Source organism: Ancylobacter sp. 3268 (assembly GCF_031456575.1).
Taxonomy (GTDB): Bacteria; Pseudomonadota; Alphaproteobacteria; order Rhizobiales; family Xanthobacteraceae; genus Ancylobacter.
Map to the genome: position 1 here is coordinate 1 of NZ_JAVDUX010000032.1, position 20509 is coordinate 20509.

General features: G+C 64.7%; 32 protein-coding genes and 1 pseudogene. All 33 read left to right on the plus strand.

What is annotated here, in order from left to right:
- Nucleotides 1-95 (plus strand): annotated as a pseudogene (locus tag J2X65_RS25860) (elongation factor Tu); the annotation flags it as partial.
- Between the two features lie 103 nt (nt 96-198).
- Entirely contained in the window at nt 199-507 is a 309-nt protein-coding gene (rpsJ, locus tag J2X65_RS25865; protein ID WP_068022220.1) for a 30S ribosomal protein S10, read from the plus strand.
- Nucleotides 508-528: 21 nt separating this feature from the next.
- Nucleotides 529-1272 (plus strand): 50S ribosomal protein L3, encoded by a 744-nt coding sequence (gene rplC / locus J2X65_RS25870; protein WP_310208055.1) that lies wholly within the window; start codon nt 529-531, stop codon nt 1270-1272.
- A complete protein-coding gene (gene rplD, locus J2X65_RS25875) occupies nt 1272-1892 on the plus strand; it encodes a 50S ribosomal protein L4 (RefSeq protein ID WP_310208058.1) in 621 nt (206 codons plus the stop codon). The genes rplC and rplD overlap by 1 nt, the downstream gene beginning before the upstream one ends.
- On the plus strand, nt 1889-2185 hold the full coding sequence (locus J2X65_RS25880) for a 50S ribosomal protein L23 (RefSeq protein ID WP_213359072.1): 297 nt from the start codon (nt 1889-1891) through the stop codon (nt 2183-2185). The genes rplD and J2X65_RS25880 overlap by 4 nt, the downstream gene beginning before the upstream one ends.
- Before the next feature lie 22 nt (nt 2186-2207).
- Nucleotides 2208-3041 carry a 50S ribosomal protein L2 gene (gene rplB, locus J2X65_RS25885; RefSeq protein ID WP_213359074.1) on the plus strand — a complete coding sequence of 278 codons (834 nt, stop codon included), beginning with the start codon at nt 2208-2210 and terminating at the stop codon, nt 3039-3041.
- A 17-nt stretch (nt 3042-3058) separates the two neighbouring features.
- Entirely contained in the window at nt 3059-3337 is a 279-nt protein-coding gene (gene rpsS / locus J2X65_RS25890) for a 30S ribosomal protein S19 (protein ID WP_213359075.1), read from the plus strand.
- An 11-nt stretch (nt 3338-3348) separates the two neighbouring features.
- The gene (gene rplV, locus J2X65_RS25895) at nt 3349-3729 is read left to right on the plus strand and encodes a 50S ribosomal protein L22 (protein WP_018390605.1); all 381 of its coding nucleotides are present in this window, start codon (nt 3349-3351) and stop codon (nt 3727-3729) included.
- Nucleotides 3729-4436, plus strand: a complete 708-nt coding sequence (rpsC, locus tag J2X65_RS25900; RefSeq protein WP_213359076.1) for a 30S ribosomal protein S3 — start codon at nt 3729-3731, stop codon at nt 4434-4436. Before rplV ends, rpsC begins: the two co-directional genes overlap by 1 nt.
- 32 nt (nt 4437-4468) lie before the next feature.
- Nucleotides 4469-4882 (plus strand): 50S ribosomal protein L16, encoded by a 414-nt coding sequence (rplP, locus tag J2X65_RS25905; RefSeq protein ID WP_310208066.1) that lies wholly within the window; start codon nt 4469-4471, stop codon nt 4880-4882.
- A gap of 11 nt (nt 4883-4893) precedes the next feature.
- On the plus strand, nt 4894-5103 hold the full coding sequence (rpmC, locus tag J2X65_RS25910) for a 50S ribosomal protein L29 (protein WP_310208069.1): 210 nt from the start codon (nt 4894-4896) through the stop codon (nt 5101-5103).
- A 10-nt stretch (nt 5104-5113) separates the two neighbouring features.
- Nucleotides 5114-5362 (plus strand): 30S ribosomal protein S17, encoded by a 249-nt coding sequence (rpsQ, locus tag J2X65_RS25915; protein ID WP_213356482.1) that lies wholly within the window; start codon nt 5114-5116, stop codon nt 5360-5362.
- 86 nt (nt 5363-5448) lie between these two features.
- Nucleotides 5449-5817, plus strand: a complete 369-nt coding sequence (gene rplN, locus J2X65_RS25920; protein ID WP_163073307.1) for a 50S ribosomal protein L14 — start codon at nt 5449-5451, stop codon at nt 5815-5817.
- Entirely contained in the window at nt 5817-6134 is a 318-nt protein-coding gene (rplX, locus tag J2X65_RS25925) for a 50S ribosomal protein L24 (protein WP_310208073.1), read from the plus strand. The genes rplN and rplX overlap by 1 nt, the downstream gene beginning before the upstream one ends.
- Complete coding sequence (gene rplE, locus J2X65_RS25930; RefSeq protein ID WP_310208076.1) at nt 6127-6684, plus strand: 50S ribosomal protein L5; 558 nt, start codon at nt 6127-6129, stop codon at nt 6682-6684. Before rplX ends, rplE begins: the two co-directional genes overlap by 8 nt.
- A gap of 59 nt (nt 6685-6743) precedes the next feature.
- On the plus strand, nt 6744-7049 hold the full coding sequence (gene rpsN, locus J2X65_RS25935) for a 30S ribosomal protein S14 (RefSeq protein WP_310208079.1): 306 nt from the start codon (nt 6744-6746) through the stop codon (nt 7047-7049).
- Between the two features lie 12 nt (nt 7050-7061).
- On the plus strand, nt 7062-7460 hold the full coding sequence (rpsH, locus tag J2X65_RS25940; RefSeq protein ID WP_213359085.1) for a 30S ribosomal protein S8: 399 nt from the start codon (nt 7062-7064) through the stop codon (nt 7458-7460).
- 20 nt (nt 7461-7480) lie between these two features.
- Complete coding sequence (gene rplF, locus J2X65_RS25945; RefSeq protein ID WP_310208084.1) at nt 7481-8014, plus strand: 50S ribosomal protein L6; 534 nt, start codon at nt 7481-7483, stop codon at nt 8012-8014.
- A gap of 12 nt (nt 8015-8026) precedes the next feature.
- Nucleotides 8027-8389 carry a 50S ribosomal protein L18 gene (rplR, locus tag J2X65_RS25950; RefSeq protein ID WP_310208087.1) on the plus strand — a complete coding sequence of 121 codons (363 nt, stop codon included), beginning with the start codon at nt 8027-8029 and terminating at the stop codon, nt 8387-8389.
- 40 nt (nt 8390-8429) lie between these two features.
- A complete protein-coding gene (rpsE, locus tag J2X65_RS25955) occupies nt 8430-8981 on the plus strand; it encodes a 30S ribosomal protein S5 (RefSeq protein ID WP_213356496.1) in 552 nt (183 codons plus the stop codon).
- Between the two features lie 28 nt (nt 8982-9009).
- Complete coding sequence (gene rpmD / locus J2X65_RS25960; protein ID WP_310208090.1) at nt 9010-9201, plus strand: 50S ribosomal protein L30; 192 nt, start codon at nt 9010-9012, stop codon at nt 9199-9201.
- Between the two features lie 22 nt (nt 9202-9223).
- Nucleotides 9224-9715 (plus strand): 50S ribosomal protein L15, encoded by a 492-nt coding sequence (rplO, locus tag J2X65_RS25965; RefSeq protein WP_310208093.1) that lies wholly within the window; start codon nt 9224-9226, stop codon nt 9713-9715.
- A gap of 51 nt (nt 9716-9766) precedes the next feature.
- Nucleotides 9767-11098 (plus strand): preprotein translocase subunit SecY, encoded by a 1332-nt coding sequence (gene secY / locus J2X65_RS25970; protein ID WP_310208097.1) that lies wholly within the window; start codon nt 9767-9769, stop codon nt 11096-11098.
- A complete protein-coding gene (locus J2X65_RS25975; protein WP_310208100.1) occupies nt 11095-11679 on the plus strand; it encodes an adenylate kinase in 585 nt (194 codons plus the stop codon). The genes secY and J2X65_RS25975 overlap by 4 nt, the downstream gene beginning before the upstream one ends.
- A gap of 199 nt (nt 11680-11878) precedes the next feature.
- Entirely contained in the window at nt 11879-12247 is a 369-nt protein-coding gene (gene rpsM / locus J2X65_RS25980) for a 30S ribosomal protein S13 (protein ID WP_247202505.1), read from the plus strand.
- A gap of 115 nt (nt 12248-12362) precedes the next feature.
- Nucleotides 12363-12752, plus strand: coding sequence for a 30S ribosomal protein S11 (gene rpsK / locus J2X65_RS25985; RefSeq protein ID WP_213356507.1), 390 nt, complete (start codon nt 12363-12365; stop codon nt 12750-12752).
- Between the two features lie 121 nt (nt 12753-12873).
- Complete coding sequence (locus J2X65_RS25990) at nt 12874-13899, plus strand: DNA-directed RNA polymerase subunit alpha (RefSeq protein WP_370638254.1); 1026 nt, start codon at nt 12874-12876, stop codon at nt 13897-13899.
- 73 nt (nt 13900-13972) lie between these two features.
- Entirely contained in the window at nt 13973-14401 is a 429-nt protein-coding gene (gene rplQ / locus J2X65_RS25995) for a 50S ribosomal protein L17 (protein WP_310208105.1), read from the plus strand.
- A gap of 149 nt (nt 14402-14550) precedes the next feature.
- Entirely contained in the window at nt 14551-15987 is a 1437-nt protein-coding gene (locus tag J2X65_RS26000) for a Do family serine endopeptidase (protein ID WP_310208108.1), read from the plus strand.
- Between the two features lie 7 nt (nt 15988-15994).
- On the plus strand, nt 15995-17311 hold the full coding sequence (locus tag J2X65_RS26005) for a replication-associated recombination protein A (protein ID WP_310208111.1): 1317 nt from the start codon (nt 15995-15997) through the stop codon (nt 17309-17311).
- A 43-nt stretch (nt 17312-17354) separates the two neighbouring features.
- The gene (gene crcB / locus J2X65_RS26010; RefSeq protein ID WP_310208115.1) at nt 17355-17735 is read left to right on the plus strand and encodes a fluoride efflux transporter CrcB; all 381 of its coding nucleotides are present in this window, start codon (nt 17355-17357) and stop codon (nt 17733-17735) included.
- Nucleotides 17736-17780: 45 nt separating this feature from the next.
- Nucleotides 17781-18866 carry an RluA family pseudouridine synthase gene (locus tag J2X65_RS26015; protein WP_310208117.1) on the plus strand — a complete coding sequence of 362 codons (1086 nt, stop codon included), beginning with the start codon at nt 17781-17783 and terminating at the stop codon, nt 18864-18866.
- 467 nt (nt 18867-19333) lie between these two features.
- Nucleotides 19334-20116: a polysaccharide deacetylase family protein gene (locus tag J2X65_RS26020; protein ID WP_310208121.1), complete on the plus strand. Its 783-nt coding sequence runs from the start codon at nt 19334-19336 to the stop codon at nt 20114-20116.
- Nucleotides 20117-20509 lie beyond the last annotated feature (393 nt).

Consider the following 20509-nt stretch of genomic DNA (forward strand, 5'->3'; position numbering starts at 1 on the left):
TCGTGCCGATCGCGATGGAAGAGAAGCTGCGCTTCGCCATCCGTGAAGGCGGACGCACCGTCGGTGCCGGCGTCGTCGCCGCCATCATCGAGTGAAGTAGGAAGCAAATCCCGAGGGGCGCCGGTTCGCCTGCGCCCCTTTTTCGTGGAGCTCGTAATAGAGCCCTATTGGCGAGCCCTCTGGGAGCCTTGAAGTCAAATGAACGGCCAGAACATTCGGATCCGCCTGAAGGCGTTCGATCACCGTATATTGGACGCCTCCACGCGCGAAATCGTCAACACGGCGAAGCGCACCGGCGCCCAGGTTCGCGGACCTATCCCGCTGCCGACGCGGATCGAGAAATTCACGGTCAACCGCTCTCCTCACGTCGACAAGAAGTCGCGTGAGCAGTTCGAGATGCGGACGCATAAGCGTCTGCTGGACATTGTCGACCCGACTCCCCAGACCGTGGACGCGCTGATGAAGCTCGACCTCGCCGCGGGTGTCGACGTCGAGATCAAGCTCTGAGAAAGGCGAGGGGACACGGCCATGCGGTCAGGCGTCATCGCCCAGAAGGTCGGAATGACCCGCATCTTTACCGATGCAGGCGAGCATATTCCGGTCACTGTGCTGAAAGTCGATAATTGCCAGGTGGTTGCCCACCGGACGATCGACAAGAACGGATATGTCGCGGTTCAGCTCGGCGTCGGCCGCGCAAAGCCGCAGAACACGACGCGCGCCATGCGCGGGCACTTCGCGGTGGCGAAGGTCGAGCCCAAGCGCAAGCTCGCTGAGTTCCGCGTCGAGGAAGACGGGCTCATCCCGGTCGGGGCCGAGCTCACGGTGGACCATTTCGTGGTCGGCCAGTTCGTCGACGTGACCGGGACCTCCACCGGTAAGGGTTTCGCCGGCGGCATGAAGCGTCACAACTTCGGCGGCCTGCGCGCCACCCACGGCGTGTCGGTCTCGCATCGCTCGATCGGTTCGACCGGTGGCCGTCAGGACCCGGGCAAGACCTTCAAGAACAAGAAGATGCCCGGCCATATGGGCGTCGAGACCGTGACCACCCAGAATCTCAAGGTGGTGCTCACGGATGTGGAGCGCGGCCTGATCGCCGTCGAAGGCGCGGTTCCGGGCACCAAGGGTGGCTGGATCATCGTCGCCGATGCGGTGAAGAAGGCCCTACCGGCCGAAGCGCCGAAGCCGGGCAAGTTCCGGCTGCCGGACGAGGCCGAGGCTCCTGTCGCCGATGTCGCTCCCGCGGCCGAGGCTGCGACCGAGGAGACCGTGTGATGGAACTCGCCGTCAAAACTCTCGAAGGGGCCGAAGCCGGCTCCGTGACGCTGTCGGACGAGATCTTCGGTCTCGAGCCCCGCCAGGACATCCTGCACCGCTGCGTGGTGTGGCAGCTTGCGCGTCGCCAGGCTGGTACCCACCAGACCCTGTCGCGCGCTGACGTCAACCGCACCAAGCGGAAGATGTACAAGCAGAAGGGCACCGGCGGCGCTCGCCACGGTGCGGCTTCCGCTCCGCAGTTCCGCGGCGGCGCCAAGGCGTTCGGTCCGGTGCAGCGCAGCCATGCCTCCGACCTTCCCAAGAAGGTCCGGGCGCTGGCGCTGAAGCACGCGCTGTCGACCAAGGCGAAGGAGCAGCAGCTCATCGTCCTCGACGACGCGACGCTGGCCGAGCCGAAGACCAAGCTGCTCAAGGAGCGGCTGGCCTCCCTCGGCCTGTCCAACGCGCTGGTGATCTCCGGCGCCGAGGTGGATGCCAATTTCGGCCTCGCCTCGCGCAACATCGTCCATCTCGACGTGCTGCCCGTCCAGGGCATCAACGTCTACGACATCCTGCGTCGCCAGACCCTGGTGCTGACGAAGGCGGCTGTCGACGCTCTGGAGGCGCGCTTCAAATGAGTCTCGATCCGCGCCACTACGACGTGATCGTGTCCCCGGTGATCACCGAGAAGGCCACGGCTGCGTCCGAGCATAACAAGGTCGTCTTCAAGGTTGCTCTGACGGCTACCAAGCCGCAGATCAAAGAGGCGGTCGAGAAGCTCTTCGACGTCAAGGTCGAGAGCGTCAACACGCTGGTCCGCAAGGGGAAGACGAAGTTCTTCAAGGGCCGCAAGGGCGTGCAGAACGACGTGAAGAAGGCGGTCGTGACCCTCGCCGAGGGCCACACCATCGACATCACGACGGGTCTGTGAGCCGGGACAAGGGATCAGAGACATGGCGCTCAAAACCTTCAAGCCGGTAACGCCGAGCCTCCGTCAGCTCGTTATCGTCGACCGCTCGGGCCTGTACAAGGGCAAGCCGGTCAAGACGCTGACCGAGGGCAAGTCGGAAGCTGGCGGCCGCAACAACACCGGCCGGGTGACCGTCCGCTTCCGCGGCGGTGGCCACAAGCAGAGCTATCGCCTGGTCGACTTCAAGCGCGCCAAGCGCGATGTCCCGGCCGTGGTGGAGCGGATCGAATACGATCCCAACCGTACGGCGTTCATCGCCCTCATCAAGTATGAGGACGGCGAGCTGAGCTACATCCTGGCCCCGCAGCGCCTGGCTGTGGGCGACAAGGTCATCGCCTCGAAGAACGTCGACGTGAAGCCCGGCAACACCGCGCCGCTCGGCAACCTGCCGGTCGGCACGATCGTGCACAATGTCGAGATGAAGATCGGCAAGGGCGGCCAGATTGCCCGCTCCGCCGGCTCCTACGCGCAGATCGTCGGACGCGACAACGGTTATGTGATCATCCGTCTGAACTCGGGCGAACAGCGACTGATTCACGGCGAGTGCTGCGGCACGGTGGGCGCGGTCTCCAATCCGGACCACATGAACACCAACCTCGGCAAGGCCGGTCGCAGCCGTTGGCTGGGCCGCATGCCGCACAACCGTGGCGTGACCATGAACCCGGTCGACCATCCGCACGGCGGCGGCGAAGGCCGCACCTCGGGCGGCCGTCACCCGGTCACCCCCTGGGGCTTCCCTACCAAGGGCAAGAAGACCCGGAAGAACAAGTCGACCACGAAGTTCATCGTGTCGAGCCGTCACGCCCGCAAGAAGTGAGCGAGGGAATCTGAATTATGTCTCGATCGGTCTGGAAAGGTCCGTTCGTCGACGGCTACCTCCTCAAGAAGGCGGAAGCCGTACGCAGCTCGGGACGCCATGAGGTCGTCAAGATCTGGAGCCGGCGCTCCACGATCCTGCCCCAGTTCGTGGGCATCACCTTCGGCGTTTACAACGGCAACAAGCATGTCCCGGTCTCGGTGAACGAGGACATGGTCGGCCACAAGTTCGGCGAGTTCGCCCCTACCCGTACCTATTACGGGCATGCGGCGGACAAGAAAGCCAAGCGCAAGTAGAGGCAGGGGTCATGGGAAAGGCAGCTCGTCCGCGCACGCTCGCGGATACGGAAGCCAAGGCGGTTGCGCGTAACCTTCGCGTCAGCCCCCAGAAGCTCAACCTCGTCGCGGGGCTGATCCGCGGGAAGAAGGTCGCGACCGCGCTCGCCGACCTTCAGTTCTCCCGCAAGCGGATCGCCGGCGACGTGAAGAAGTGCCTGGAATCGGCGATCGCGAATGCCGAGAACAATCATGAGCTCGACGTCGACGATCTGATCGTCGCGGAGGCGCATGTTGGCAAGGGTCTCGTGATGAAGCGTTTCGCCGCCCGCGCCCGCGGTCGTGCGAGCCGCATCGAGAAGCCGTTCTCGCATATCACCATCGTGGTGCGTGAAGTCGAGGAGAAGGCCTGATGGGTCAGAAGGTCAACCCGGTCGGGCTTCGGCTCGGCATCAACCGCACCTGGGATTCGCGCTGGTTCGCCGGCAAGAGCGAATATGGCCAGCTGCTGCACGAAGACATCAAGATCCGCGAGATGCTGTTCAAGCTGTTGAAGCAGGCGGCCGTCTCCAAGATCGTGATCGAGCGTCCGCACAAGAAGTGCCGCGTAACCATTCACTCGGCGCGTCCGGGCGTGGTGATCGGCAAGAAGGGCGCGGACATCGACAAGCTGCGCAAGAAGGTTGCCGAGATGACCAACTCGGAAGTCTTCATCAATATCGTCGAGATCCGCAAGCCGGAGATCGACGCGCGCCTGGTCGCCGAATCGATCGCCCAGCAGCTCGAGCGCCGCGTCGCTTTCCGCCGCGCCATGAAGCGCGCGGTGCAGTCGGCGATGCGTCTCGGGGCCGAAGGCATCCGTATCAACTGCTCCGGCCGCCTCGGCGGCGCGGAAATCGCGCGTCTGGAATGGTATCGTGAAGGCCGCGTGCCGCTTCACACCTTGCGCGCCGACGTGGATTACGGTACTGCCACCGCCTTCACGACCTACGGCACCTGCGGTGTCAAGGTCTGGATCTTCAAGGGCGAAATCCTCGAGCACGATCCGATGGCGCAGGACAAGCGCCTCTCGGACAACGAGCCGTCGGGTGGTCGTCCCTCGCGCCGCGACGCGGCGTGAGGTTTGACGGATAAGGAATTAAGAGGCGCGACATGCTGCAACCAAAGCGCACGAAGTTCCGCAAGCAGTTCAAAGGCCGTATCCACGGCGTTGCGAAGGGCGGAACTGACCTCAACTTCGGCCAGTTCGGGCTGAAGGCGTTGGAGCCCGAGCGGGTCACCGCTCGCCAGATCGAAGCCGCGCGCCGCGCGCTGACCCGTCACATGAAGCGTGCGGGCCGGGTGTGGATCCGGGTGTTCCCGGACGTGCCGGTGTCGAAGAAGCCGACCGAAGTCCGCATGGGCAAGGGCAAGGGCGCTCCCGAATTCTGGGCCGCCAAGGTCAAGCCCGGCCGAATCATGTTCGAGATCGATGGCGTGAGCCAGGAGATCGCCAAGGAAGCGCTGACGCTGGCCGCTGCCAAGCTGCCGATCAAGACGCGCTTCGTCGAACGTATCGCCGAGTGACGGAGGGAAAGATGACCAAGGCTTCCGACATTCGGACCAAGACCGTCGACGAGTTGAGCGACGAGCTGCTGAACCTGAAGAAGGAGCAGTTCAACCTGCGCTTCCAGAAGGCGACCGGTCAGCTGGAGAACACCGCGCGCGTGCGTCAGATTCGTCGCGATATCGCGCGGATCAAGACGATCCAGGCGCAGAAGGCCGCGTCCGCGGCCCTGGCGAAGTGAGGAGATAACGATGCCGAAGCGTTTGCTGCAGGGCGTCGTGGTGAGCGACAAGCAGGACAAGACCGTTGTGGTCCGTGTCGAGCGTCGCTTCACGCATCCGCTGTTGAAGAAGACCGTCCGCCGTTCCAAGAAGTATCACGCCCATGACGAGGCGAATGCGTGGAAGGAAGGCGACACCGTCTGGATCGAGGAGAGCCGTCCTCTGTCCAAGCTGAAGAACTGGGTTGTTGTCCAGGGCGAGAAGCGGGCAGAAGTCTGAGCTTCCCGGAATGAGCTTCCCGGCAACGGGGTTGAGGGTGCGCCAGCTTCACCGCAGCGCGCAGTTTTACGAGAAATAGGTGCGTCATGATCCAGATGCAGACCAATCTCGACGTGGCGGACAATTCCGGTGCGCGTCGCGTTATGTGCATCAAGGTGCTTGGCGGTTCGAAGCGGAAATACGCCCATGTCGGCGACATCATCGTGGTGTCGGTGAAGGAGGCTATCCCGCGAGGCCGCGTGAAGAAGGGCGATGTGATGAAGGCGGTGGTCGTTCGCACCGCCAAGGACATCCGTCGCGTCGACGGCACGGTGATCCGCTTCGACCGCAATGCGGCCGTGCTGATCAACAACAACAAGGAGCCGGTCGGCACGCGTATCTTCGGACCGGTTCCGCGCGAGCTGCGCGCCAAGAACCACATGAAGATCATCTCGCTGGCGCCGGAGGTGCTGTGATGGCGGCGAAGATCAAAAAGGGCGACAAGGTCGTCGTTCTTGCCGGTCGCGACAAGGGTCGCAGCGGCGAGGTCATTTCGGTTCTTCCCAAGGAAGGCACCGCGAAGGTTCGCGGCGTCAACATGGTGAAGCGCCATCAGCGGCAGAGCGCGAACCAGGAAGGCGGGATCATCTCCAAGGAGGCCCCGATCGACCTGTCGAACATCGCGATCGCCGATCCGAAGGACGGCAAGCCGACCCGCGTCGGTTTCCTTGTGCAGGCCGATGGCACCAAGGTGCGCGTCGCCAAGCGCTCGGGGGAGAAGATCGATGGCTGAGACCAGCTACACCCCGCGGCTGAAGTCCTTTTACGAGGACGAGATCCGCAAGCAGATGATCGAGCAGTTCGGCTACAAGAACCCCATGGAAGTGCCGGCGATCGACAAGATCGTCATCAACATGGGCGTGGGCGAAGCCACTGCCGACACCAAGAAGGTGCAGACCGCCGCCGCGGACCTCGCGCAGATCGCCGGCCAGAAGCCGGTCGTGACCCGCGCCCGCCAGGCGATCTCGAACTTCAAGCTGCGCGAGAACCAGCCGGTCGGCGCGAAGGTGACCCTTCGCAAGGTTCGCATGTACGAGTTCATCGACCGTCTGGTCACCATCGCGCTGCCGCGCGTTCGTGACTTCCGCGGCCTAAATCCGAAGAGCTTTGATGGCCGCGGCAACTATGCCATGGGCATCAAGGAGCATATCGTGTTCCCCGAGATCAACTACGACAAGGTTGATCAGATGTGGGGCATGGACATCATCGTCTGCACGACGGCGAAGACGGACGACGAGGCGCGCGCGCTTCTGAAGGCCTTCAACTTCCCGTTCCGTCAGTAAGCATCCCCTTCCGGCCGTGGGGTATGTCCCCAAACGCGGAGAGCTAGGAGCAGAAGCATATGGCGAAGAAAAGCGCCGTCGAGAAGAACGAACACCGTCGGAAGCTCGCGAAGAACTATTCCGGCAAGCGTGCCCGTCTCAAGGCCCTCGTTCAGAACAAGGAACTGCCGATTGAGGAGCGCTTCGCCGCTGTACTCAAGCTGGCTGAGCTTCCGCGCAACTCGGCAAAGGTCCGCATCCGCAATCGATGCGAAGTGACCGGCCGTCCGCGTGCGTTCTATCGCAAGCTGAAGATGAGCCGCATTGCGCTCCGCGAGCTCGGCTCGCAGGGCCAGGTGCCCGGTCTCGTGAAGTCGAGCTGGTGAGGAGGCCGATCCATGTCCACGTCTGATCCGATTGGCGATCTGATCACCCGCATCCGCAACGCGCAGATGCGCCGCAAGGAGAAGATCTCGACCCCCGGCTCGCGTCTGCGCGCCTCGGTGCTCGAGGTTCTCGCGGCTGAGGGCTTCATCCGCGGCTATTCGGCTTCCGAGCCGGTCAATGGCCGTACCGAGTTCGAGATCGAGCTGAAGTACTATGACGGCGAGCCGGTGATCCGCGAGATTTCTCGCGTGTCGAAGCCTGGCCGCCGGGTGTACTCCTCGGTCAAGACTCTTCCGCGCGTCGCCAATGGTCTTGGCGTCGCTGTCGTCTCCACGCCCCAGGGCGTGATGGCGGACCACGAAGCCCGCGACAAGAACGTGGGCGGCGAGGTCCTCTTCACGGTCTTCTGATCGGGAGGGAGAGAGAGCACATGTCCAAGATCGGCAAAGCCATTATCACCGTCCCGGCCGGCGTGACCGCCGCGATCGACGGCCAGACCGTCAAGGTCAAGGGCCCGAAAGGCGCTCTCGAGGTCAAGATCGTCGACGAGATCGACGCCAGCCTCGACGGCAACGTCATCTCCTTCAAGCCGCGCGGCGAGAGCAACCGGCACAAGGCGATGTGGGGTCTCTCCCGCACGCTGGTGTCGAACCTCGTCGAAGGCGTGACCAAGGGCTTCGAGAAGAAGCTCGAGATCAGCGGCGTCGGCTACAAGGCGGCGGTGCAGGGCAAGAACCTGAACCTGTCGCTCGGCTACAGCCACGACGTGATCTACGCGATCCCGGAAGGCATTCAGATCGCCACGCCGAAGCCGACGGAGATCGTCGTCACCGGCATCGACCGTCAGAAGGTCGGGCAGGTCGCCGCCGAGATCCGCGAGTATCGCGGCCCCGAGCCCTATAAGGGCAAGGGCGTGAAATACGCCGGCGAATTCATCTTCCGCAAGGAAGGCAAGAAGAAGTAACGGATCGGTACCATGGCAAAGTTTCAGGACGCCACCGAGCGCCGCAAGGCGCGTGTCCGCCGGGCCCTGCGCTCGGCGGCGAACGGGCGGCCGCGCCTCTCGGTGCATCGCTCGTCGAAGCACATCTATGCGCAGATCATCGACGATGCGCGCGGCGTGACCATCGCCGCCGCGTCGTCGCTTGAGAAGGATCTGCGGGAAAGCCTCAAGACCGGCGCGGATGTCGCGGCGGCTGCGGCGATCGGCAAGCTCGTGGCGGAACGTGCCGTCGCGGCCGGGGTGAAGGACGTGGTCTTCGACCGCGGCGCCTTCCTCTATCACGGCCGCGTCAAGGCGCTCGCCGAGGCCGCCCGTGAGGGCGGTCTCAACTTCTAATCACGAGCGGGATCTCCCGCAGAACGACGAGGATAAGATCATGGCTCGTGAACGTGAGCGTGAACGCGAAGATCGCGACAACACGTTCGTGGACAAGCTGGTCCACATCAACCGTGTCGCGAAGGTTGTGAAGGGCGGCCGTCGCTTCGGCTTCGCCGCGCTGGTCGTCGTCGGCGACCAGAAGGGTCGCGTCGGCTTCGGCCACGGCAAGGCCCGTGAAGTGCCGGAAGCCATCCGCAAGGCCACGGACGCCGCCAAGCGCGCGCTGATCCGCGTGCCGCTGCGCGAAGGCCGTACCCTGCATCATGACGTGCATGGTCATCACGGCGCCGGCAAGGTGGTGCTGCGCGCCGCCCCGGCCGGTACCGGCATCATCGCCGGCGGCCCGATGCGCGCCGTCTTCGAGACGCTTGGCATGCAGGACGTGGTGGCGAAGTCTTTCGGCTCGTCCAACCCGTACAACATGGTCCGGGCGACTTTCGATGCCCTGAAGAACCAGGACAGCCCGCGCCTTGTCGCGGCTCGCCGCAGCCTCAAAGTGTCGCAGCTTCAGTCGCGTCGTCGCATCGACGACGCCGAAGCTACCGACTGACGCGCTTCGGACAGGATTGGAGCGTATCATGGCGAAGAGCAGCAAGACGATCACGGTCGAGCAGGTCGGTTCCCCGATCCGCCGGCCGGAAGACCAGCGGGCAACGCTCGTCGGTCTCGGACTGAACAAGATCGGGCGTCAGTCGACGCTCGAGGACACCCCGGCCGTGCGTGGCATGATCCAGAAGGTCCGCCACCTCGTTCGCGTCGTCGAAGCGTGACGGCGGGCGAAGGAGACAGGCGATGAGCAATCTCAACGAGATCAAGGACAATGACGGCTCGCGCAAGAAGCGCATGCGCGTCGGTCGTGGCATCGGCTCGGGCAAGGGCAAGACCGGCGGCCGTGGCGTGAAGGGTCAGACCTCGCGCACCGGCGTCGCGATCAAGGGTTTCGAAGGCGGTCAGATGCCCCTGCATCGCCGTCTGCCGAAGCGCGGCTTCACCAACATCTTCGCGCTGGATTGGAACGAGGTTTCCCTCGGCCGCATCCAGAGCGCGATCGATGCCGGCAAGCTCGACGCCAAGCAGCCCGTGACCGAGGCGACACTCGTCGCCGCCGGCGTGCTGCGTCGTGCCAAGGACGGCGTCCGCGTGCTGGGTTCCGGCGAGCTGACCGCGAAGATTTCCCTCGACGTGGCGCATGCCACCAAGTCGGCGATCGCAGCGGTCGAGAAGGCCGGCGGCACCGTGACGCTGCCGGCAGTGTCGGAGACCTCTGGCGAAACGGTGGCCTGACGCTTAAGTCAGGCCTACCGAATACAGGGCACAGGCGAGGAGCGCAGCCACATGGCGTCCGCAGCGGAACAACTCGCGGCTAACCTCAATTTTGGTGCTCTGGCAAAAGCCGAAGAACTGAAGAAGCGCATCTGGTTCACACTGGGTGCGCTTCTCGTGTATCGGCTGGGCACCTATATCCCTATGCCGGGGATCAATCCCGACGCGCTGGCGGATGTGTTCCGTACCGCGCAGCAGGGCATCATCGGCCTCTTCAACATGTTCTCGGGCGGCGCCGTGTCGCGCATGGCCATCTTCGCCCTGAACATCATGCCGTACATCTCCGCCTCCATCATCATCCAGCTGCTGACCACCGTCTCGCCGACGCTGGAAGCGCTGAAGAAGGAGGGCGAGTCCGGCCGCAAGATGATCAACCAGTACACCCGGTATCTCACCGTGGTGCTCGCGGTGTTCCAGTCCTACGGCATCGCCGTCGGCCTCGAAGGCTCGGGTGCCGTGGTCTCGGATCCCGGCTGGTTCTTCCGCATCTCGACGGTGATCACGCTGACCGGCGGCACCATGTTCCTTATGTGGCTGGGCGAGCAGATCACCTCCCGCGGCATCGGCAACGGCATTTCGCTGATCATCTTCGCCGGCATCGTCGCGGAACTGCCTTCGGCGGTCGCCAACACGCTGGAACTCGGCCGCCAGGGCGCGATCTCCACCGGCCTGATCATCGCCGTGATCCTGATGGCCATCGCGGTCATCATGTTCATCGTGTTCGTCGAGCGCGCCCAGCGCCGGCTGCTGATCCAGTACCCGAAGCGTCAGGTCGGTAACAAGGTGTATGAGGGACAGTCCTCGCACTTGCCGCTGAAGCTGAACTCCTCCGGAGTGATCCCGCCGATCTTCGCCTCTTCGCTGCTGCTGATCCCGACCACGGTGGCCAGCTTCACCCAGGGGCAGGGGCCGGCCTGGCTCACCACGGTGACGACGCTGATCGGCCACGGGCAGCCGCTGTTCATGCTGCTCTATGTGCTGCTGATCGTGTTCTTCTGCTTCTTCTACACCGCGATCGTGTTCAATCCGACCGAGACCGCGGACAATCTGAAGAAGCATGGCGGCTTCATCCCCGGCATTCGTCCCGGCGAGCGCACGGCGGAGTATATCGACTATGTGCTGACTCGCATCACCGTCATCGGTGCGGCTTACCTAGCGATCGTCTGCCTGTTTCCCGAGATTCTGATCTCCTACGCCGCCGTGCCGTTCTATTTCGGCGGTACATCCTTGCTCATCGTCGTCTCGGTGACGATGGACACGGTGGCTCAGGTTCAGGGGCACTTGCTGGCGCATCAATATGAGGGGCTGGTCAAGAAGGCCAAGCTCAGGGGGAAGCGTCGATGAGGCTGATTCTTCTTGGCCCGCCGGGAGCGGGCAAGGGAACTCAGGCACAACGCCTGGTGGCGCGGCACGGCATCGTGCAGCTCTCCACCGGCGACATGCTCCGCGAGGCCGTGCGGAATGGAACGCCGGTCGGCCTGCGCGCCAAGGAAGTGATGGATGCCGGCCAGCTGGTGTCCGACGATATCGTGATCGGCATCATCTCCGATCGTATCGACCAGCCGGACGCCGCCAAGGGGTTCATCCTCGACGGCTTTCCGCGCACCGTGCCGCAGGCCGAGGCGCTCGATGGGCTGTTGTCCCGCAAGGGACAGAAGCTCGACGCGGTGATCGAGTTCAAGGTCGACCAGGAGAAGCTGGTCGGCCGCATCCTGCAACGGGCGCAGGAAGCGCTTGAACGCGGCGAGCCGGTCCGCAAGGACGACGATCCGGAAATCTTCAAGACCCGGCTGGAAGCCTTCAACCGGGATACCGCCGTGGTGGCGCCGTATTATGCGGAGCGCGGCTTGCTGGTGGCGGTCGACGGCATGCGCCCGATCGACGAGGTCGAGCAGGCTATCGCCGAGGTTCTCGAAACCGTGTAGGCGGCGGGTGCATTTCCCGGCAATGAGCTTGACTCCCTGCCGGAATCGCACTATGAGCCGCGCTTCACTTAAGCAGGCGTCGTCCTTCGACATCGTCCGCGATGTCGGGGCGACGCCTTGTATATATGCCCGCATGGGCCGGCCTCCACCGGCGCGGGTTCTGTTTATTCCGGTTCGCCGGTTCACATGGAGACGGCAAGTGGCCCGTATCGCAGGCGTTAACATCCCGACCAACAAGCGCGTCATCATCGCGCTGCAGTACATTCACGGCATCGGTGCGAAGAACGCGGCCGATATCGTCGAGAAGGTCGGCATCCCCCTGGAGCGTCGCGTCAACCAGCTGACGGACCAGGAAGTGCTTCAGATCCGCGAGACCATCGATCGCGACTATCTCGTGGAAGGCGATCTGCGCCGCGAAGTCTCGATGAACATCAAGCGCCTGATGGATCTCGGCTGCTATCGCGGCCTGCGCCATCGTCGCGGCCTGCCGGTGCGTGGCCAGCGCACCCATACCAATGCGCGCACCCGCAAGGGGCCGGCCAAGCCGATCGCCGGCAAGAAGAAGTAAGTCGGGGCGGGCTGCGGCCCGCTTCTTTCATGCCCGCGGCTCGGCCGCGGGCTTTTCGAGCATGTTTGTCCCGAGCGCCTGGCACTACGGGCGCGTCTGAAGGATCGAGAAGTCGATGGCCAAGGATACTACCCGCATTAAGCGTCGTGAGCGCAAGAACATTGCCTCCGGCGTGGCGCATGTGAATGCGTCGTTCAACAACACCATGATCACCATCACCGATGCGCAGGGCAACACCATTGCCTGGTCGTCGGCCGGTGCGATGGGCTTCAAGGGTTCCCGCAAGTCCACGCCCTATGCGGCGCAGGTGGCGGCCGAGGATTGTGCCCGCAAGGCGTCCGAGCACGGCATGCGTACCCTCGAGGTCGAGGTGTCGGGCCCCGGTTCGGGTCGTGAATCCGCACTGCGCGCCTTCCAGGCGGCGGGCTTCATGGTGACGTCGATCCGCGACGTTACCCCGATCCCGCACAATGGTTGCCGTCCGCGCAAGCGCCGGCGCGTCTGACGCATTCGCCGACCGGCGGCGCGTGTCGCCGCCGGGTCCGCTGCGTTTGGCATTCTCTCCGGCCTCCGGGCGGGAGCGGCGGCCGCAGGGCAGGGTGCCCGCGGCTCCGTCGAGAGCAAGGGTGACGCAAGTGATTCAGAAGAACTGGCAAGAGCTCATCAAGCCCGAAAAGCTCGAAGTCTCCGCCGGAAGCGATGCGAAGCGCTTCGCGACCGTGGTCGCCGAGCCGCTGGAGCGTGGTTTCGGCCAGACGCTCGGCAATGCGCTGCGCCGTATTCTCTTGTCCTCGCTGCAGGGCGCGGCGGTGACTTCGGTCCATATCGACGGCGTGCTGCACGAGTTCTCGTCGATCCCGGGCGTCCGCGAGGACGTTACCGACATCGTGCTGAACATCAAGGACATCGCCATCAAGATGGCCGGCGATGGCCCCAAGCGCATGGTGGTGAAGAAGCAGGGTCCGGGTATCGTCACCGCTGGCGACATCCAGACGGTTGGCGACGTGCAGGTGCTGAACCCCGAGCTGGTGCTGTGCACCCTCGATGACGGCGCCGAGATCCGCATGGAGTTCACGGTCGATACCGGCAAGGGCTATGTTGCCGCCGACCGCAACCGTCCCGAGGACGCGCCGATCGGTCTCATCCCGGTCGACAGCCTGTACTCGCCGGTCAAGAAGGTCTCCTACAAGGTCGAGAACACTCGCGAGGGCCAGATTCTCGACTATGACAAGCTGACCATGACCATCGAGACCAACGGCTCGATCGGCCCGGAAGATGCGCTCGCCTATGCGGCGCGCATTCTCCAGGACCAGCTTGAGATCTTCGTGAACTTCGAAGAGCCCAAGCGCGAGGCCGAAAGCCCGGCGATGCAGGAGCTGCCCTTCAACCCGGCACTCCTCAAGAAGGTCGACGAGCTGGAACTTTCGGTTCGTTCGGCCAACTGCCTGAAGAACGACAACATCGTCTATATCGGCGACCTGATCCAGAAGACCGAGGCGGAAATGCTCCGTACCCCGAACTTCGGCCGCAAGTCGCTGAACGAGATCAAGGAAGTGCTCGCCAGCATGGGCCTGCATCTCGGCATGGAAGTGCCGGGCTGGCCGCCGGAGAACATCGAGGATCTCGCCAAGCGGTTCGAAGATCATTACTGAGCAGTGAGCGCGGCGTTCGAGTCGCTCCCCCCATTCCCCGGCTCGAAAGCCGTCGCATTTTAGGAATTTTGCCATGAACCACGGCAAGACTTACCGGAAGTTCAACCGGACCGCCGAACACCGCAAGGCCATGTTCGCCAACCTGGCCCAGGCGCTCATCACCCATGAGCAGATCGTTACCACCCTTCCCAAGGCGAAGGACCTTCGCCCGGTGGTCGAGAAGCTGATCACCCTCGGCAAGCGTGGCGGCCTGCACGCCCGCCGCCAGGCGATCGCCGAGATCCGCGACGTGGCCGTCGTGCGCAAGCTGTTCGACGTCGTTGGTCCGCGCTACAAGGAGCGCAATGGCGGCTACACCCGCATCATCAAGGCGGGCTTCCGCCACGGTGATTCGGCTGCCGTCGCGGTGATCGAGCTTGTCGATCGCGACGAGAGCGCCAAGGGTGCCGCCGATCTCGCCCGTTTCGAGGCGAAGAAGGCTGAAGAGACCGCCGCGGCCTGATCCGGTCGGTCTGGTTTGAAGTCTTGAATTGAAGGGCGGCCCTCGGGTCGCCCTTCTTCGTTGTGGCGGATGCCGATTCGTGATCGGTTTCGGCGCCGTCGCCGCGGCCGCCCTTTCTTCCGCCACGGGCCGGCGCTTATATTTCCGCCATGCAACGCACAGCTCTTTCCCTCGCTCTCCTCGCTCTCCTCGCTCTCCTCGCCAGCCTGCAGCCGGTGGCGGCGCAGACGCCCCGCGTGCCGACCTCCCGCGCCGAGATATCGTTGAGCTTCGCGCCGGTGGTGGCGCGCACAGCGTCGGCCATCGTCAATGTCTATGCCATGCGCACGGTGCAGGCGCGGCAGAGCAATCCGCTGTTTGACGATCCGTTCTTCCGCCGCTTCTTCGGGGCGCCGGGCGGCCCGGGGGGGCCGGGCTTCGGCGGCCCCAGCGAGCGCATGCAGCGGGCGCTCGGCTCGGGGGTCGTGGTTGATGCCGGCGGCCTGGTCATCACCAACAACCATGTCATCGAAGGCGCCGACGAAGTGCGGGTGGCCTTGGCCGACAAGCGCGAATTCGATGCCGATATCCTGCTGCGCGACCCGCGCACCGATCTCGCCGTGCTGAAGCTGAAGGGCGGCAAGGGCAAGTTCGCCTTTGCCGAACTCGGCAGCTCCGATGACCTGCAAGTTGGCGACATCGTGCTCGCCATCGGCAATCCGTTCGGCGTCGGCCAGACGGTGACGCAGGGCATCGTGTCGGCGCTGGCCCGCACCCAGATCGGCATCACCGACTACCAGTTCTTCATCCAGACCGACGCAGCCATCAATCCCGGCAATTCCGGCGGCGCTCTGGTCGACATTGCCGGCCGGGTGGTGGGCATCAATACCGCGATCTTCTCGCGCTCCGGTGGCTCGCAGGGCATCGGCTTCGCCATTCCCGCCGACATGGTGCGGGTGGTGCTGCAATCGGCGCTCGACGGCGGGCGTTCGGTGCGCCGGCCCTGGCTTGGCGCCAAGCTGCAACGAGTGACGCCGGATATCGCCGAGGGGCTCGATCTGCCGCGGCCGGTCGGCTCGCTGGTGCAGAGCGTCACGCCCGGCAGCCCGGCGGAGAAGGGCGGCTTGCGGGTCGGCGACCTGGTGACCGCCATTGCCGGGCAGGAGGTCGATGACCCCGATGCGTTCGGCTATCGCTTCGCCACCCGCCCGCTTGGCGGCTCCGTGGCGATTGCGGTGGTGCGTCAGGGCAGGGAACTGTCGCTCACCCTGCCGCTCGAGCCGGCGCCGGAGACTTCGCCGCGCGACGAGATCACGATCGGCGGACGTTCGCCGCTCACCGGCGCGACCGTGGTCAACCTGTCACCTGCCGTGGCGGAGGAGATGCGCACGGTGGACGTCGACCAGGGCGTGGTGGTGACTTCCATCGAGGAGGGCTCGCCCGCTGACCGCACCAGCCTGCGCGTCGGTGACGTGGTGCTGGAGGTGAACGGCCTGCCAATCGCCCGCACGGCGGATCTTTCGCGGGCGACGCAGGCGCCGGCACGGATCTGGCGCATCACCGTTCAGCGCGGCGGACGCAAGATCTCCGCCATGCTGCCGGGTTAGGCGCGCCATGGCGGATCTGTTCGCGCAAGCCGGAATGGAGGCGGGGGCGCCGCGCCCGCTCGCCGACCGGCTGCGCCCGCGCCGTCTCGACGAGGTGGTGGGGCAGGAGCATCTGACCGGCCCCGACGGCATCCTCACCCGCATGGCCGAGAGCCGCTCTATCGGCTCGCTGATCTTCTGGGGACCTCCCGGCACCGGCAAGACCACGGTGGCGCGGCTGCTTGCCCGCGAGACCGACCTGCATTTCGAGCAGGTTTCGGCGATCTTCTCTGGTGTCGCTGACCTCAAGAAGGTGTTCGAGGCCGCGCGGGGCCGGCGGGCGGTCGGGACCGGCACGCTGCTGTTCGTCGACGAAATTCACCGCTTCAATCGCGCTCAGCAGGACAGCTTTCTGCCGGTGATGGAAGACGGCACCATCACCGTGATCGGCGCGACCACCGAGAACCCTTCCTTCGAGCTCAACGCGGCGCTGCTCTCGCGGGCGCGGGTGCTGGTGTTCAAGCCGCTCGATGCGGCCGCGATGGAGCGGCTGCTCGTCCGCGCCGAGGAACTGGAGGGGCGTCGCCTGCCGCTGGAGCCGGAGGCCCGCGCGGCGCTCTCCGGCATGGCGGATGGCGATGGGCGCTATCTGCTGGGGATGGCGGAGGAGTTGTTCCGCCTGCCGCCGGACAGGGATCTCGACGTCGCCGGGCTTGCGGCGACCATGCAGAAGCGGGCGCCGATCTACGACAAGGGGCAGGACGAGCACTACAATCTTCTCAGCTGCTTCCACAAGAGCCTGCGCGGCTCCGACGTGAACGCCGCCATGTACTGGGCCGCGCGGATGCTTTCGGGCGGCGAGGACCCCGGCACGATCTTCCGCCGGCTGTGCTGCGCCGCCTCAGAGGATGTCGGCATGGCCGACCCGCAGGCCATGCCGCAGGTGGTGGCCGCCTGGACCGCCTTCGACCGGGTGGGATGGCCGGAGGGGAGGCTGTTCCTGGCACAGGCCATCGCCTATGTCGCCACGGCGCCGAAATCGAACGCCGCCTATTCGGCGTTCAACGCCGCTCTCGCCCTGGCGCAGAAGACCGGCTCGTTGCAGCCGCCCAAGCATATCCTCAACGCGCCGACCAAATTGATGAAGGAACTCGGCTACCATGCCGGTTACCTCTATGATCACGATTTTCCGGACGCTTATGCCGGCCAGACGTTTTTCCCGGACGAACTCGCCGGCGACCGCCGCGCCGATTTCTATGCGCCCAACGAGCGCGGCTTCGAGCGTGAGGTGAAGAAGCGGCTCGATTATTGGGCGAAGCTGCGGGCCGAGCGGCGCGGGCGGTAGCGCCGGGTCGGGTAGGGTGCCAAAAAAGGGGCAGGAACTGGGGATGAACTGGCTGCTGGTGTTCGTCGGTGCCGGGCTGGGCGGCATGCTGCGTCATGGGGTGAACCTGACGGCGCCGCGCCTGGTTGGCGTGGGATTTCCCGGCGGTACCATGGCGATCAACGTTCTCGGCTCGTTTCTGATCGGCGTGCTCGCCGGCTGGCTGGCCTTTCGTGCCGGCGAGGCGTGGTCGTTGCCGGCGCGGCTGTTCGCGATCACCGGCGTTCTCGGCGGCTTCACCACCTTTTCCGCCTTCTCCCTCGACGTGGCGGTGCTGATCGAGCGCGGCGAACCCTGGTCGGCGCTTGCCTATGTTGCGGGCAGCGTCGGACTTTCGCTCATCGCGGTATTCGCCGGCCTGGCCCTGATACGCGCATTTGCGTGACGCACGGGCGCGGCTCGGCTATCTCCTTGGCCAAGGAGACACACCATGGCCGTCGAGACACGTACCGTCGCCCGCGACGAAGAAGACATGCGGCTGGACCGCTGGTTCAAGACGCATTTTCCCGACCTGTCCTTCGGTCACCTGCAAAAGCTGCTGCGGAGCGGACAGGTGCGGGTCGATGGCGGCCGGGTGAAGAGCAATACCCGGTTGGCCGCTGGCCAGAGCGTGCGGATCCCGCCGCTGGAGGAGAAGCCACAGCCCTCCGCCGCCGACTATCTGGAGGCGCAGGAAGCCGTCGCCCGCGGCGAAACGCCGCCGCCTCGCCCGCGCGCCACGGCAGCGCCGGACAAGCTGGCGGCACCGGCGGTCAAGCGTGCGGTGGCCGACGACAAGGACGCGGTCTTTCTCAAATCCATCACCCTCTATGAGGACCGCGACGTGATGGTGCTGAACAAGCCCTACGGCCTCGCCGTGCAGGGCGGTTCCGGCACTTATCGCCATGTCGACGGGCTGATGGAATCGCTGCGCGCCGAGGACGGGCAGAAGCCGCGCCTCGTCCACCGTATCGACAAGGATACGTCGGGCATCCTGCTGATCGCCAAGAGCCGGATTGCGGCCTCGACGCTGGCCAAGACCTTCCGCTCGCGTTCGGCGCGCAAGGTCTATTGGGCGCTGGTGCCCGGCGTGCCGAAGCCGCGGCAGGGGCGGATCTCGACCTATCTCGCCAAGGACGAGGCGGCCGAACGCATGCGCGTTGCCCGCCATGGCGACGACGAGGCGAGCCATGCCGTTTCCTATTACGCCGTCGTCGACCAGGCGGCGCAGAAGCTGTCCTGGCTGTCGATGAAGCCGGTCACCGGCCGTACCCACCAATTGCGTGCCCACGCGGCGCATATCGGTCATCCAATTGTCGGAGACCCGAAGTATTTCGATATAGAGAACTGGCCATTGCCCGGCGGGTTGCAGAATCGCCTGCACCTTCTGGCGCGGCGGCTGGTGATTCCGCATCCGCGGGAGGAGCGGCTGATCGATGTGTCGGCGCCGCTCCCTCCGCATATGCAGCAGAGTTGGAGTGTTCTCGGGTTTGATGCGTCGCAATATGACCCCATTGTCGACGCACCGGAGACTTGATCGCACGTAACGTAAGGTGGGTGATCGGGATTTCGGAAAGTTTGCCGTTTTTTGAGAAGTGCCTGCCTAATTTTAGGGCTTGAAAGTTATGCTGCAATGCGGTGCGATAGGTGCCAGTTCATTTGAGCATATAGACGCTGGCTGCGAGGTCAGTCGTCTGACAAACAATACTAGGCTTCTTTGAAGCCGGCAGTGATCGTTTGGGCGTTTTTCATGGGCTTGAGGAAGGCTTCGGTCGGCATTGCGGGCGACCGAAGCTTTCACTTATCTTACCGGTTTGTTCACGCACGTGACGGCGTCCCCAACGGGGGCTTCGCGGCCTGTACACCATCAAGTCGGCATTGGTCGTGTCGGCGGCATCGCCAACCGAATCAATGTGCCTTCGGAAGGGCAGCCATGTCGCCCGAGGCTGGCGGATGGTCCGGCGCTGCGATAGGACACCGCATTCCACGTGCTGCGGTGGCGTCATGCGATTGCTGATATGTTTGCTGGCCCTGACGGCAATGCTGCCGGGCCTTTCCGCGCCGGCCCTTGCTGCTGGCGACTGTGCCGCCGGGCCGGGCACCGCACGGGTGCTGGAGGTGGATCCCGCCGGGCTTGAGGTGGGTATCAAGCATTTTCCGCAGACGCTGGATCTCGCCGAGGGCGAGTTCGTGCTCACCTTCGACGATGGTCCTTCCGCCGGCACGACACCGATGGTGCTGAAGGCACTGGCCGCCGGCTGCGTGCGGGCTACCTTTTTCCTGGTCGGGACCCGCGCTGCCGAGAGTCCGAATCTCGTGAAGCGCATCCTCGCCGAGGGGCACGGCATCGGTTATCACAGCCAGACCCATCCGATGACGCTGGCGGATCTGCCGTATGATAAGGCAGTACGGGATATCGAGCGCGGCATCGCCAGCGTCGATCGCGCCGCTTACGGCGCTGCGACGGCCTCGCCGCATTTCCCCTTCTTCCGCTTTCCCGGCTTCGGCTCCTCACCGCAACTGCTCGCTTATGTCGCCGGACGGAGCATGGGCGTTTTCGGCGCCGATCTGTGGGCGAGCGATTGGGAGCCGATGACGCCGGAGGTCGAGCTGGAGCTGGTTTTGACGCGCATGGCGCATGCCGGGCGCGGCATCGTACTGTTTCACGACACTCGCCTGCAGACCGCGCGGATGGTTCCAGCGCTGCTCAAGGCGATGAAGGAGCGCGGCTACCGTGTCGTGCATGTGGTGGCGCGCGGCATCGCGACGGCGGCGACGCCTCAATAGGCGACGAAAGGCCTCAGCTCCCTGGCCTCCGGATACCTGTGCTGCGACGTCTCGTGCCGTAGAGGCTCCTTTGCGGCCCTTGTAGTGTGGCGATATCGGTGTGCGCCGCCGTCGACGAGGGATCCTGAGCATGGCCGACGATCCTGAAGCCAAGCGCGCCCTCATCAAGCTGGTGGTGGTGAACAGCCTGCTGGTGGTGATGGTGGTGGCGCTCGGCGGCCTCTATGCCGCCTGGACGATCTGGTAGTCGGATCGACGGAAGGGCAGGGCTCTGCCGCGGCCGCTCCGCCCGCAACAAATCTAAGAGCGCCTAACAAAACCTCGTGCGGGCCCTGAAAGCGATGATGGCGGCGGCGATTGTGAGGAAAGCGCGATAGAGGTCGGCGTGGCGTT

Coding starts and splice junctions, on each gene's coding strand:
- rpsJ (WP_068022220.1), top strand. CDS start 199: ATGAACGGCCAGAACATTCGGATCCGCCTGAAGGCGTTCGATCACCGT.
- rplC (WP_310208055.1), top strand. CDS start 529: ATGCGGTCAGGCGTCATCGCCCAGAAGGTCGGAATGACCCGCATCTTT.
- rplD (WP_310208058.1), top strand. CDS start 1,272: ATGGAACTCGCCGTCAAAACTCTCGAAGGGGCCGAAGCCGGCTCCGTG.
- J2X65_RS25880 (WP_213359072.1), top strand. CDS start 1,889: ATGAGTCTCGATCCGCGCCACTACGACGTGATCGTGTCCCCGGTGATC.
- rplB (WP_213359074.1), top strand. CDS start 2,208: ATGGCGCTCAAAACCTTCAAGCCGGTAACGCCGAGCCTCCGTCAGCTC.
- rpsS (WP_213359075.1), top strand. CDS start 3,059: ATGTCTCGATCGGTCTGGAAAGGTCCGTTCGTCGACGGCTACCTCCTC.
- rplV (WP_018390605.1), top strand. CDS start 3,349: ATGGGAAAGGCAGCTCGTCCGCGCACGCTCGCGGATACGGAAGCCAAG.
- rpsC (WP_213359076.1), top strand. CDS start 3,729: ATGGGTCAGAAGGTCAACCCGGTCGGGCTTCGGCTCGGCATCAACCGC.
- rplP (WP_310208066.1), top strand. CDS start 4,469: ATGCTGCAACCAAAGCGCACGAAGTTCCGCAAGCAGTTCAAAGGCCGT.
- rpmC (WP_310208069.1), top strand. CDS start 4,894: ATGACCAAGGCTTCCGACATTCGGACCAAGACCGTCGACGAGTTGAGC.
- rpsQ (WP_213356482.1), top strand. CDS start 5,114: ATGCCGAAGCGTTTGCTGCAGGGCGTCGTGGTGAGCGACAAGCAGGAC.
- rplN (WP_163073307.1), top strand. CDS start 5,449: ATGATCCAGATGCAGACCAATCTCGACGTGGCGGACAATTCCGGTGCG.
- rplX (WP_310208073.1), top strand. CDS start 5,817: ATGGCGGCGAAGATCAAAAAGGGCGACAAGGTCGTCGTTCTTGCCGGT.
- rplE (WP_310208076.1), top strand. CDS start 6,127: ATGGCTGAGACCAGCTACACCCCGCGGCTGAAGTCCTTTTACGAGGAC.
- rpsN (WP_310208079.1), top strand. CDS start 6,744: ATGGCGAAGAAAAGCGCCGTCGAGAAGAACGAACACCGTCGGAAGCTC.
- rpsH (WP_213359085.1), top strand. CDS start 7,062: ATGTCCACGTCTGATCCGATTGGCGATCTGATCACCCGCATCCGCAAC.
- rplF (WP_310208084.1), top strand. CDS start 7,481: ATGTCCAAGATCGGCAAAGCCATTATCACCGTCCCGGCCGGCGTGACC.
- rplR (WP_310208087.1), top strand. CDS start 8,027: ATGGCAAAGTTTCAGGACGCCACCGAGCGCCGCAAGGCGCGTGTCCGC.
- rpsE (WP_213356496.1), top strand. CDS start 8,430: ATGGCTCGTGAACGTGAGCGTGAACGCGAAGATCGCGACAACACGTTC.
- rpmD (WP_310208090.1), top strand. CDS start 9,010: ATGGCGAAGAGCAGCAAGACGATCACGGTCGAGCAGGTCGGTTCCCCG.
- rplO (WP_310208093.1), top strand. CDS start 9,224: ATGAGCAATCTCAACGAGATCAAGGACAATGACGGCTCGCGCAAGAAG.
- secY (WP_310208097.1), top strand. CDS start 9,767: ATGGCGTCCGCAGCGGAACAACTCGCGGCTAACCTCAATTTTGGTGCT.
- J2X65_RS25975 (WP_310208100.1), top strand. CDS start 11,095: ATGAGGCTGATTCTTCTTGGCCCGCCGGGAGCGGGCAAGGGAACTCAG.
- rpsK (WP_213356507.1), top strand. CDS start 12,363: ATGGCCAAGGATACTACCCGCATTAAGCGTCGTGAGCGCAAGAACATT.
- rplQ (WP_310208105.1), top strand. CDS start 13,973: ATGAACCACGGCAAGACTTACCGGAAGTTCAACCGGACCGCCGAACAC.
- J2X65_RS26000 (WP_310208108.1), top strand. CDS start 14,551: ATGCAACGCACAGCTCTTTCCCTCGCTCTCCTCGCTCTCCTCGCTCTC.
- J2X65_RS26005 (WP_310208111.1), top strand. CDS start 15,995: ATGGCGGATCTGTTCGCGCAAGCCGGAATGGAGGCGGGGGCGCCGCGC.
- crcB (WP_310208115.1), top strand. CDS start 17,355: ATGAACTGGCTGCTGGTGTTCGTCGGTGCCGGGCTGGGCGGCATGCTG.
- J2X65_RS26015 (WP_310208117.1), top strand. CDS start 17,781: ATGGCCGTCGAGACACGTACCGTCGCCCGCGACGAAGAAGACATGCGG.
- J2X65_RS26020 (WP_310208121.1), top strand. CDS start 19,334: ATGCGATTGCTGATATGTTTGCTGGCCCTGACGGCAATGCTGCCGGGC.